The organism is Rhodococcus sp. IEGM 1366, from assembly GCF_033142425.1.
Lineage (GTDB): Bacteria > Actinomycetota > Actinomycetes > Mycobacteriales > Mycobacteriaceae > Rhodococcus_F > Rhodococcus_F globerula.
Genome location: NZ_JAWLRZ010000002.1, coordinates 726804 through 738311 on the forward strand (window position 1 = coordinate 726804; position 11508 = coordinate 738311).

The following is an 11508-nucleotide window of genomic DNA, read 5'->3' on the forward strand; positions in this document are numbered from 1 at the left end:
AGAGATGGCGCAGAAGCAGGCCGTGCGAGTCGGCGTTGTGGGGATGGTGATGACCGCGTCGGTGGTGCTGGCGTCACTGCAGTATCAGGATCTGCAGTTCGTGAAAAACGGGGTGAGCTACAGCGCAGTGTTCAACGACGCGAGTGGTGTGGCTGCCGGTGACGAGGTAAACGCGGCCGGGGTGAAGATCGGCACCGTCGACAACATCGCTGTCGAAAAAGGCCGTGCTCGAGTTGATTTCACGCTCGACGGTTCCGTCACTCTCGGTGAGAGTACGTCGGCGGCGATCACCACTATGTCCCTGCTCGGTAAACGTGCGCTATCGCTCGACCTGGATGGAAGTGGACGGATACCCGTCGGCGGACAGATCCCACTCGAACGCACCCGATCGGCGTACTCGTTGCCCGACGTACTCGGCGACCTCACCACCACGGTCGAGGACATCAACCTCGACCAGTTGTCGGCGTCGTTGGAGGAGGTTGGTGCAGTGATGACGGACAGCGCGCCTTCCTTGCGGCCCGCCCTCGACGGGGTAGCCCGCCTGTCGGACAGCATCAACCGCCGCGACGAGACACTGAAGCTTCTGCTCGCAGATGCGAATCACGTGGCCGGTCTCCTCGCGGACCGGGGACCGCAGGTCAACGCGCTTCTTGTCGACGGCAATGCTCTCCTTGGTGAACTGGTCCGCAGGCAGGATGCGTTGGGCAACGTCATCACCGACATCTCGGCTGTCTCCACTCAACTCAGTGGGTTGGTACACGACAACGAAGCACAACTGGGCCCGGTGCTGAACAAGCTCGACACGGTGCTCGGGATACTCCAGAAGAACAAGGACAACCTGGCCCAGGGCATCGACGGACTCGGAACGTACGTGGGGACGCTCGGCGATACCGTCGCGAGCGGACCGTTCTACTACTCGTACATTCAGAACCTTCTTCCCGCCCAGTACACCCAACCGTTGATCAACGCGATTGTCGGGCTTCCGCCTGCGCCGCTACCGATACCGGAGGTTCGCTGATGGTCGCGAAACGTATTGTCGCCGCGGTCGGGGTACTCGCGGTGGCGGTGGCGGGATATTTTGTCGTACAACACTTTCGGTACTACTCGGTGACGGCCTATTTTGCGTCGACGACGGGACTCTACGTCGGCGACGACGTCCGTGTTGTGGGCGTCGACGTCGGCAAGGTCACGTCGATAACCCCGCAGGGGGAGATGATGCGGGTCGAACTCGAACTCGCCCGATCCGTCCCTGTCGCAGCGGACGCACACGCGGTGATCGTTGCTCAGTCCTTGGTCTCGGCCAGGTTCGTCCAGCTGACGCCGGCATTGACGGAGGACGGGGGAGACGCGTTGGCCGATGGAGCGGAGATCGGAATCGAGCGAACCGCGGTGCCCGTGGAATGGGACCAGATCAAGGAGCAATTGGGCCGGGCGGCAGATGCATTGGGGCCGTCCGAGGGCACCCGCGGGTCAGCGGCCGAATTCCTCGATGCCGCAGGCACGGCTTTGAGTGGGAACGGTGAGGCGTTAGGACGTTCGATCACGGAACTGTCTTCGGCCATGAGCACTCTGAACGAGGGAGGTGGCGATCTTTTCGGAACGATCCGGGGACTGCAGACTTTCACCACGGCGTTGGCGGCAAGCAACGAACAGATAGTGAGCTTTCAGGGACGTCTGGCAACAGTGACAGGTCTGTTGGCAGACAGCCGGACACAATTGGCACCAGCTCTGGTTGATCTGGATGCGGCGATCGGTGATGTCCACCGATTTGTCGAACAGAATCGCAGCGGGCTCACCGAACAGGTGAACACATTGGCCGATGTCTCCCAGGTGCTGGTGGACAAACGCGATGGGATCGAAAAGCTTCTGCATCTGGCGCCGACGGCCTTGTCCAATTACTACAACGTGTACCGCCCGGCCCAAGGCGCGATGGTCGGGGTGCCTGCCTTCCAGAACATCGGCAATCCCATCGACTTCATCTGCGGCGGTATCGCGGGACTGGCAAACGAAACCTCTGCGAAGGGTGCGGAATTGTGTGCCGAGTACCTCGGACCGTACCTGAACACCATCAGAGCGAACTATCCGGATCTGAACATCAATCCGACCCGTGCGCTTGGTGCGGCGCCGGATCAGTTGGTGTACAGCGAACCGGATCTGAAGCCGGCTCCCTCCCTGCCGAGCGTGAGTGTTCCCGCAGGGCTGGGTCAGTTGCTGATGCCGGAGGTGGGGACACGATGATCCGGAGAATCTGTTGCGTCGGTGTTGTTGTGCTCGTGTCCGGCTGCGGGTGGAACGGCCTGAATTCGGTGCCGTTGCCCGGTGCTGCGGGGCGCGGCGCCGACAGTTTTTCCGTGGTCATCGAGATGCCGGACGTCACGTCGATCAGTCCCAACTCCCCGGTAATGGTGAACGATGTGACGGTCGGCAGCATCAGTGCCATCGCCTCCGACAATTGGCACGCGAAAGTGACAGTGTCCCTGGATGGTTCGGTGGTGTTGCCGGCTAATTCCACCGCGAAAATCGGACAGACCAGCCTGCTGGGTTCCAAGCATGTTGCCCTGGCACCGCCGGTCGGTGTCGAACCGGAAGGGACGCTCGCCGAGGGCTCGCTCATTCCTCTGGCGTCGGCGGGCGTGTACCCGACTACGGAGGAAACTCTGACAGCGCTGTCCATAGTGCTCAACGGCGGCGGACTCGCGCAAATTCACACCATCACCACCGAATTGAACAATGCACTCGGCGGACGCACCGTATCAGCACGTGACCTACTCGCGCAGATGGACACATTGACGGAGACCCTGGACCGGCAACGCATCGCCATGGTGACCACGATGGAGAACCTGGATGTGTTTGCGGGGGAAATAAACGCCCAACGCGACGTACTGGGGAAGGCGCTCGACGTGCTGGCTCCAGCCTTGGCGGAACTGGAAGATCAGCGCATTACCCTGACCACCGCACTCGATTCGGTGGGCCGATTCGGAGACGTCGGCACCGACCTGGTCAACCGCACGCGAGATGATCTGAGCGCAAATCTTGCGGCACTCGAGCCGACATTGCAGCAGGTTGTCGCGGCAGGTCCGGATCTGATCAACAATCTCGGAAACCTGAGCACCTTCCCGTTCCCACAGACCACCATCGATGACGGGATGCGCGGCGACTACACCAATCTGTGGGCGCTGATCGACCTGACCACCAACCGATTACAGTCCGGACTCGGTTTCGGCACCCCGTTCGGTGCTCCGCAAATAGGCGGCGGGCCGGTCGACCCGATGACCGCGCCGCTGAATGCAACGGGCAATGCAGGGGAGGGAGGACGATGATCCTCACCAAGCTTGTCCGCCGGCAGTTGGTGATCTTTGCGATCCTTGCCGTGCTCGGTATGACGGTGGCCGCGATCGCGTACCTCCGTGTTCCCACGATGCTGGGTATCGGGCGATACACAGTGACGCTGGAACTGCCCAACGCCGGTGGCCTGTACCGCAATGCGAATGTGACGTACCGAGGCGACACCATCGGTCAAGTCCGATCGGTGCAGCTCCACCCCGACGTCGTGAAAGCCGAATTGTCCTTGCAGAGTTCAGTTCCCGTACCCAGTACCGAGCTGGTGGCGGCTGTGCGCAGCGTATCGGCGATAGGCGAGCAGTACGTCGATCTGCAGCCGACCACCTCTGACGGCCCGTTTCTGGCCGACGGCGACGTGATCGACACCGAGTCTGTGGTGATATCTCAGGAGATCGGACCCGTTCTCGATCAAGCGCAGGCGTTGCTCGCCTCCGTCCCACAGGACAAACTGCGCGCGGTGATCGACGAGTCTGCAGCTGCGTTTGCCGGTGGCGGCGAAGATCTTGCGAGACTGCTGGATTCGACCGCGTCCTTTGTAGATCAGTTGTCCGACGCCACTACTCCCGCGACAACTCTTGTGCAACAACTCGCCCCGCTCCTCGAGACCCAAGTTGTCACGGGGGATCAAATCCGATTGTGGGCGTCGAGCGTCGCCCGGCTGAGCGGGCAATTGGAAATCGCGGACGGCACTATTCGCAACATCATCGACACCGGGCCAGGGTTCGCCACCGAGGCGGAGCTCTTGTTCCAGGATCTGCGTCCGACCCTGCCGATTCTCCTGGCCAACCTGACCAGTGCCGGGCAGGTTGCGCTCACCTACAACGCGTCACTCGAACAGGTACTGGTCATACTGCCGCCGCTTGTTGCGGCTCAGGAGACCGTTGTACAACGCGGCCAGGCGGACGGAGCCGCCAACGTCAATTTCCATCTGCAGGCTCAAGACCCGGCGGCCTGCTCCACCGGATACCTACCGGCGGATCAGCGCCGCGACCCCACGGTGACCAGTGTTCCGGACACTCCGCCCGATCTGTTCTGCAAGGTGCCGGCGGATTCGGTCTTTGCCGTGCGCGGTTCGCGGAACATTCCGTGTATGGAAGTTCCGGGCAAGCGGGCGCCGGACCCGGTGACGTGCCGGAGCCCGGAACCGTACGTGCCGTCGGGAATCAACGCTCCCGACGAGTTGTACACCGGGCCGGACGGGATTGCATACGGGCACACCGATATCGGTAAGGGGGATTCGTGGCAGCAGTTGTTGACGACACCGAATCCCTGACAACCGAGGATGTTTCGCGGCATGTAACCACGCGCGGACGCGTGCTTGTCGCGGTGGTGATTGCAGGTTTGGCGGCAGTGGTGGTGACCGGCGCTATGTCGATGCGGGGCGACAATGCCCGGGACGCTCATCGGCAGGAACTGGTGGACGGGGCGTCGGCGGGAGCGCTGGCATTGGTCGACATTCACGTCGATACCGTGGACGAGGATGTGGCCCAACTGCGAGCGCTCAGCACGGGCGAGTTCGCAGAGGAGTTGGTTGGCGATCAGTCGGAGTTCGTCAACGCGATACGTTCCGCATCTGTCAACTCCGACGCAAGGATCGATGCTGCTGCACTGTCGTCGGAGACGGCGACGTCGGGAGTAGTACTGATTGCGGCGTCTGCGGAGGTCGCCAATTCTGCGGGCGAGACGACGTCGCGGACCTATCGACTGCGCATCGGTGTCGAGGACGTCGACGGGAAAATTCTGATGTCGAGTGTGGAGTTCGTGCCGTGAGGCGGGCGATCTCTGTCGTGCTGGTTGCGGTTCTCGCAATTGCCGCGTGCGCCCTGCTGTGGATTCGCCGCGACGGCGATGCACTCGAGTCGGCGAGAGCGGATGCGATTGCAACGGCACCTGCGTTGGTGGAGGACTTGCTTACCTACACCAGTGAAATGGTGGACAGCGACCTCGCGGCCGGGGCTGGCGCAGCCACCGGAACGTTCAAGGACGAATTCGTCGCGTTTGCTGCGACAACTGTTGCGCCCCAATCGAAAGCGCAAGGAATCAGTACCAGCGCCCGGGTTGTGGATGTCGGGTTGCTCGGTGCCATGTTCGATCGCGTCGAATTGCTGATGTTCGTCGATCAGATCACCACCAGTTTTGCGCAGCCGGCTCCGGCGTCGAGTTCGAGTCGCGTGAAGGTCACCGTCGAACGCGTCGATGACCGGTGGTTGGTGAGTGAGCTGACACCGATCTGAGTTCTGCTCAGCTGTTGTCGTGGCCCGCCATGATCAGCCTTGCGGTGATCTCGAGGCGATCCGCGATCTGCGAGTAGGACTCGTATCCCATTCCAGCTCGCACCAATGCGCCTGACCAGGCGATTTCAAGGGCTTCGAGGACGTCGGCGTCGTGTTCCGGTCCCAATGCCTCGACCAGGCGTTCGCGAATGTTCTTCCCGATCCGGGCGCGGAGATGTTCGACGTCCGGGTCGTCGGCCATCATCGCGGTGGTGACTGCGGCGGCGAGTTCCGGTTCATCGGACACCAGGAGTGCGACACTGCGCAGGACCGAACAGACCTGACTCTCGCGGTCCTGCTCTGCGTCGGCCTCGTGAGGGAGCGCGTCGAGGCGTCGCCAGAACAGTTCTGCGACAAGGTGGCTCTTGGACGAGAAGTAGGTGTACGCGGTTGCCGGCGCGACCCCAGCTTCGCCCGCGACCATGCGAATGGTCAGGGCGGAAAACCCATGCGTACGCAGGATGGCAACAGCTGCCTTGGTCAAACGATCGACAGTTTCGGCCTGTTGTCCCGACAGGCGCCGGCGGGTGGACTCGAAGTTGGCCTTACCAGACATGTGTCCAGACACTACGGGAGCCGGGGAAGTTGTGCGCGGTGTGGGTGGTCCCGTCAGGCTTTCCCGAGTCCGCCGGCAATTCCTCTGTCGAGTTGGTCGACCATGGCGGTGCTCAGGGCGGAGAGTTGTGCGACCTGGCTGTCGTCGAGGCCTTCGAACACCAAGGCTTGGACCAACCGAACGTGGCCGGGCGATGCCTCGATGACCTTGGCCATTCCGGCATCGGTGAGTACCGCGTTGGAGCCTCGGCTACCGCGGATCACTTCACGCTTGACCAAGCCGGCCTTTTCCATCTTCGTGACGACGTGGGAGAGGCGCGACAGCGACGCATTGGCTTGCTGTGCCAGTAGAGAGAGTTGCAGCTTGTGGTCGGGCACTTCTGACAGCGCCGACAGCACGAAGTACTCGAAATGGGTTAGTGCGCAGTCGCGTTGGAGCTGGGTGTCGAGAGCCGCTGGTAGGCGGGTTACCAAGGAGATGAGGGTGCGCCAGGCCTGCTGTTGCTCGGTGGTGAGCCACTTGGTCTGAACCGGCGACTCGGCCTGGCCGTTCGATCCACTCATCGGTCTGTACCCCTTCGAAGCGCTGTGTTCTACCACTACAGGGTTGCAGACGAGTGTCCAGTGGGTGCAGGCAGGGAATAGTTGCGCGTTTCAAGTGTTGAGTTCTATATTAGGTTGAACCTTCAACTTAAGACCATTCGGTGAACTCATGAGGAGCCGCTATGTCCGCCGCCACAATGCCCGCGCTGTATCTCAGCCACGGTGCCCCGCCGTTGGTGGACAGCGCTCTCTGGGTGAAGCAACTAGGCGCGTGGGCCGGTGACCTGCCACGGCCGACGGCAATCTTGATCGTGTCGGCACATTGGGAATCCGCGCCGCTGACCATCGGATCGACCACAACGGGAACCCCGCTGATCTACGACTTCGGTGGATTCCCCGAACGGTTTTACCGGGCTCGGTACAACTCGCCGGGGGCGCCGGACCTGGCCACGCAGGTGGCAGCGTTGATGCCAGATAACGAGCAGGTCGTCCAGCAACCCAATCGTGGCCTCGATCACGGCGCCTATGTTCCGTTGACGGTGATGTACCCGGATGCGGACATTCCCGTGCTGCAGATCTCCCTGCCGACGCTGGACCCCGAACGTCTGCTGCACCTCGGCCAACGGTTGCGTCCACTGCGCGAGCAGGGCGTGTTGATCGTGGGATCCGGATTTACAACCCATGGCCTGCCATTTCTGCGTGACCCGTCGCCGGAGGCAAAGGCTCCAGGTTGGTCTGCCGAATTCGACGCGTGGGCCGGGGAGCGGTTCGCAGCCGGCGACGTCGATTCGCTCATCGATTTCCGAGCACAGGCTCCCGGTATGCCGTACGCACACCCGACCATCGAGCACTTCGCGCCGCTGTTCGTGACTCTCGGTGCGTCGTCCGATCCTGAGCAGGTGCCCACCCAGGTCATCGACGGTTTCTGGATGGGACTCGCAAAGCGCTCGATTCAGGTCGCGTAGCGGGTCAGGTGCGACTCCGGAGAAACTCGAGTGCCTGATCGCCATGTGTGCTCGCGCGGAATTCGCTCGAGATGACCTTCAATACGGTTCGATCCGTGTCGATCACGAACGTTGAACGTTTGACCGGCATCAACTTGCCGAGCAGTCCGCGTTTGACGCCGAACTGCTCGGCAACGGTGCCGTCGGTGTCGGCGAGCAGGGGATAGTCGAAGGACTGGGTAGTGGCAAACGTCGACTGCGCTTCGACGGTGTCGGTGCTGATGCCCGCGCGAGCGGCGCCTACCGCTGCAAAATCCTTGCCGAGGTCGCGGAAGTGGCACGCTTCCGCGGTGCACACCGGCGTTGAGGCTGCCGGATAGAAGAACAGCACCAGTGGCCCCTTCTCCAGCAGGCTGGTCAGCGAACGGGGCGTTCCGTCCTGATCGGGCAGGGTGAAATCGGGAGCAAGCTGACCTGGTTTCATTCGGCTGAGGTTACCCGCGAACGAGGCCCGCGCAGGTGAGCCTGGGATGATGGAGTCATGCACGGCGAGCCCACCTCCAAGTCCGCACCCTCGTCCGACACCGCGATCGTCGATGCGGCGTCCGATTCCACCACCACGCGAGAGCAGTTCCGTGCCCTCGCCGCCGAGCATCGGGTAGTTCCGGTGACACGAAAAGTGCTGGCGGACTCCGAAACTCCGCTCTCGGCTTATGAGAAGTTGGCCGGGAACCGTCCGGGAACCTTCCTTCTCGAGTCTGCGGAGAACGGCCGGTCGTGGTCACGATGGTCCTTCATCGGCGTCGGCAGTCCTGCCGCTCTGACAGTCATCGACGGTGAAGCCGCCTGGTACGGCAACGTCCCCGCCGGCGCACCGTCCGGTGGCAACCCTGTCGACGCACTCGGTGCCACTCTCGAACTTTTGCGCTCGGAACGTCTGCCCGACCTGCCGCCTCTTACCGGCGGGATGGTCGGATTCCTCGGATACGACGCCGTCCGTCGGCTCGAAAACGTGGGCAACTCGGCCGTCGACGACCTGCAGATCCCCGAGATGGTCATGTTGCTGGCCGCAGACATTGCCGCCGTCGACCATCACGAGGGTGCGATCACGTTGATCGCCAACGCAGTCAACTGGGACGGCACCGACGCACGGGTCGAGGAGGCGTACGACGACGCCGTCGCGCGTCTCGACGCGATGACGCGGGCACTTGCGGCACCAGCCAAGTCGACGGTCTCCACGTTTGCCAAGGTCACCCCGAGTTACCGCCGTCAGCGCACGACGGAAAGTTTCGGCGTCGACGTGAAGAAGCTGATCGGCGATATCGAAGCGGGCGAGGCGTTCCAGGTCGTGCTCTCCCAACGATTCGAGATCGACTGCACCGCAGCACCTATTGACGTGTACCGAATGTTGCGGGCCTCGAACCCCAGTCCGTACATGTACCTGCTCAACGTCCCGAACGGTGACGGTGAGACCGCGTTCTCCATTGTCGGCTCCAGCCCAGAAGCGCTGGTTACCGTCTCGGAAGGTGTCGCAACCACTCATCCGATCGCCGGAACCCGGTGGCGCGGTGCAACCGAGGAAGACGACATCCTCCTCGAGAAGGACCTCCTCGCTGACGAGAAGGAAAACTCCGAGCACCTGATGCTGGTCGACCTCGGACGCAACGACCTCGGTCGTGTCTGCCGACCCGGCACGGTCAAGGTGCACGATTACCGCCACATCGAGCGATACAGCCACGTGATGCACCTGGTCTCCACCGTGACCGGGCACCTCGCGGAGGGCAAGCAGGCGCTCGACGCTGTCACGGCGTGCTTCCCGGCCGGAACGCTCTCGGGCGCTCCCAAGGTCCGGGCGATGCAGTTGATCGAAGAACTCGAACCCACCCGCCGCGGGGTCTACGGCGGCATTGTCGGGTACCTCGACTTCGCCGGTGATGCCGACACCGCGATCGCGATTCGCACCGCACTCATCAAGGACGGCATCGGATACGTCCAAGCCGGTGCAGGTGTGGTCGCCGACTCCGATCCGGTCTACGAGGACACCGAGGCGCGGAACAAGGCGATGGCCGTGCTCAGCGCGATCGCATCGGCACACACGTTGCGCACCATCGGAGGTGAAGGGTAAGTGAGCGAACAAGCTTCGAGCACCGGCGCGGACTCGCCGACACCACGTTCGGGCCGCAGCACCACGATGCTGACCACGCTCCTGCTGGGGATCGCGGCCATTGCGCTGTGGGGAAGCTCGCGGATGACGTGGGTACAAGTAACCTCCAGTGACGGTAAGACTTTGGCGCGCACCACGGATCTCGACGGTGGCACGTGGGCTGCGGCGATGACGCCGCTCGCTCTCACGCTTCTTGCTGCTGTTGCGGCGTCGTTCGCGGTCCGTGGGTGGGCGCTCCGAGTTGTCGGCCTGTTGGTGGGATTGGTCGGCATCGGAGTCGCAGTTCCAGCTGTCCAACTGTTGGTTTCGGGAGCAGATGACGACCGCGCCGCAGATCTTGCCGAACTGTCCTCGCACCTCGAAGAAGTGTCGGCCGAATCATCGGTGTTGCCTCCGCTGCTCGCGCTCGCCGGGGCCCTTGCGGCTCTCGCTGCCGGTGTTCTGCTGATGCGAAAGCCCAAGGCGCGCGCCGGTCTCTCGTCGAAGTACGACAACCCTGCAGCTCGCCGGGAGGCAGCGGCCAAGCTCGGACAGGGAAGCAAAGATGCGCCCGACGAGCCTGTGACACAACGGATGCTGTGGGACGCGCTCGACGCCGGGGAAGATCCGACGCTCGATACGGAAGGCGAGAAACCTGACGCGGACGGCAATGAGCCGGGCAAGGATTCACGATCGTGACCTCGATTACGTCCGAACTCCCACGCGCGTGGGTACCCGGGCGGAGTAGCAAAAAATCGCCCAACTAGGCTGACACCACCCCGATGACGTATCTCACATCGGGCACTTGCCCAGAAAGGATTCGGGCCACGATGACCGTACTCGACTCGATTCTCGACGGGGTGCGCGCTGATGTCGCCGCCCGCGAAGCCGTACTCGACTTCGCTGCAGTCAAGGCTGCCGCGGCCACTGCACCGCCCGCCCTCGATGCTGTAGCGGCACTTCTGGAACCGAGCATCGGCGTCATCGCCGAGGTGAAGCGCGCAAGCCCGTCCAAGGGTGCGCTCGCAGACATCGCCGACCCCGCCGAATTGGCAGCCGCCTACCAAGCGGGCGGTGCTCGAATCATCAGCGTTCTCACCGAAGAACGTCGTTTCCACGGATCGCTCGCCGACCTGGATGCCGTCCGCAAGGCCGTCACTATTCCGGTGTTGCGCAAGGACTTCATCGTGGGTCCGTACCAGATTCACGAGGCACGCGCCCATGGCGCCGATGTCATTCTGCTGATCGTCGCGGCACTCGAGCAGCAGGCGCTTGCCTCGTTGATCGATCGCACCGAATCGTTGGGGATGACTGCGCTGGTCGAGGTTCACACCGAGGAAGAGGCCAACCGCGCGCTCGAAGCCGGCGCCAAGGTCATCGGTGTCAACGCCCGCAACCTCAAGACCCTCGAGGTCGACAAGAACACCTTCGGTCAGATCGCCCCTGGCCTTCCGACCGAAACCATCAAGATCGCCGAGTCGGGCGTTCGTGGCACTGCTGATCTGCTCGCGTACGCAGGCGCAGGCGCAGACGCAGTCCTGGTGGGCGAAGGCCTCGTGACCAGTGGTGATCCGCGTAAAGCGGTTGCCGATCTGGTCAACGCCGGAGCGCATCCGTCCTGCCCTAAACCGTCACGCTGAATCGCATCACCGCTCGGGAGGGGTTTGCCCGCACCCGAGCGGTGACAATTGCCAGTACCCGGGCGGTG

Annotated in this window: 13 protein-coding genes; 10 read left to right on the forward strand and 3 right to left on the reverse strand. The window is 62.8% G+C overall.

Annotated features, from left to right (window positions below):
- Positions 1–4: 4 nt before the first annotated feature.
- From R4P64_RS09270 to R4P64_RS09295, 6 genes are read left to right on the forward strand one after another with little or no spacing between them, the layout of a single operon-like run.
- A complete protein-coding gene (locus R4P64_RS09270) occupies positions 5–1018 on the forward strand; it encodes an MCE family protein (RefSeq protein WP_317820422.1) in 1014 nt (337 codons plus the stop codon).
- Entirely contained in the window at positions 1018–2238 is a 1221-nt protein-coding gene (locus tag R4P64_RS09275; RefSeq protein WP_317820423.1) for an MCE family protein, read from the forward strand. Before R4P64_RS09270 ends, R4P64_RS09275 begins: the two co-directional genes overlap by 1 nt.
- Positions 2235–3320, forward strand: a complete 1086-nt coding sequence (locus R4P64_RS09280) for an MCE family protein (protein WP_317543843.1) — start codon at positions 2235–2237, stop codon at positions 3318–3320. The genes R4P64_RS09275 and R4P64_RS09280 overlap by 4 nt, the downstream gene beginning before the upstream one ends.
- The gene (locus R4P64_RS09285) at positions 3317–4615 is read left to right on the forward strand and encodes an MlaD family protein (protein WP_317820425.1); all 1299 of its coding nucleotides are present in this window, start codon (positions 3317–3319) and stop codon (positions 4613–4615) included. Before R4P64_RS09280 ends, R4P64_RS09285 begins: the two co-directional genes overlap by 4 nt.
- A complete protein-coding gene (locus tag R4P64_RS09290) occupies positions 4582–5112 on the forward strand; it encodes a hypothetical protein (RefSeq protein ID WP_317820427.1) in 531 nt (176 codons plus the stop codon). The genes R4P64_RS09285 and R4P64_RS09290 overlap by 34 nt, the downstream gene beginning before the upstream one ends.
- Positions 5109–5576, forward strand: coding sequence for a hypothetical protein (locus R4P64_RS09295; protein WP_219111886.1), 468 nt, complete (start codon positions 5109–5111; stop codon positions 5574–5576). Before R4P64_RS09290 ends, R4P64_RS09295 begins: the two co-directional genes overlap by 4 nt.
- A 7-nt stretch (positions 5577–5583) precedes the next feature.
- On the opposite strand, the gene R4P64_RS09300 is transcribed toward R4P64_RS09295, so the two are convergent.
- Together R4P64_RS09300 and R4P64_RS09305 are read right to left on the reverse strand one after the other, a co-directional pair.
- Positions 5584–6171: a TetR/AcrR family transcriptional regulator gene (locus tag R4P64_RS09300; RefSeq protein WP_033230861.1), complete on the reverse strand. Its 588-nt coding sequence runs from the start codon at positions 6169–6171 to the stop codon at positions 5584–5586.
- Between the two features lie 53 nt (positions 6172–6224).
- Positions 6225–6734, reverse strand: a complete 510-nt coding sequence (locus R4P64_RS09305; RefSeq protein WP_116101372.1) for a MarR family winged helix-turn-helix transcriptional regulator — start codon at positions 6732–6734, stop codon at positions 6225–6227.
- A gap of 161 nt (positions 6735–6895) precedes the next feature.
- Here R4P64_RS09305 and R4P64_RS09310 point away from each other — a divergent pair, with 161 nt between their 5' ends.
- The gene (locus R4P64_RS09310) at positions 6896–7678 is read left to right on the forward strand and encodes a dioxygenase (RefSeq protein WP_287162779.1); all 783 of its coding nucleotides are present in this window, start codon (positions 6896–6898) and stop codon (positions 7676–7678) included.
- A gap of 4 nt (positions 7679–7682) precedes the next feature.
- On the opposite strand, the gene R4P64_RS09315 is transcribed toward R4P64_RS09310, so the two are convergent.
- A complete protein-coding gene (locus R4P64_RS09315) occupies positions 7683–8141 on the reverse strand; it encodes a peroxiredoxin (RefSeq protein ID WP_033231404.1) in 459 nt (152 codons plus the stop codon).
- 57 nt (positions 8142–8198) lie between these two features.
- On the opposite strand from R4P64_RS09315, the gene R4P64_RS09320 reads away from it, so the two are divergent.
- The 3 genes from R4P64_RS09320 to trpC all read left to right on the forward strand — a co-directional run bounded on the left by R4P64_RS09320 (position 8199) and on the right by trpC (position 11440).
- Positions 8199–9782, forward strand: coding sequence for an anthranilate synthase component I (locus R4P64_RS09320; RefSeq protein WP_033230858.1), 1584 nt, complete (start codon positions 8199–8201; stop codon positions 9780–9782).
- A 66-nt stretch (positions 9783–9848) separates the two neighbouring features.
- The gene (locus R4P64_RS09325) at positions 9849–10499 is read left to right on the forward strand and encodes a TIGR02234 family membrane protein (protein ID WP_317820547.1); all 651 of its coding nucleotides are present in this window, start codon (positions 9849–9851) and stop codon (positions 10497–10499) included.
- A 131-nt stretch (positions 10500–10630) separates the two neighbouring features.
- Positions 10631–11440 carry an indole-3-glycerol phosphate synthase TrpC gene (trpC, locus tag R4P64_RS09330; protein ID WP_033230856.1) on the forward strand — a complete coding sequence of 270 codons (810 nt, stop codon included), beginning with the start codon at positions 10631–10633 and terminating at the stop codon, positions 11438–11440.
- The last annotated feature ends 68 nt before the right edge of the window (positions 11441–11508 follow it).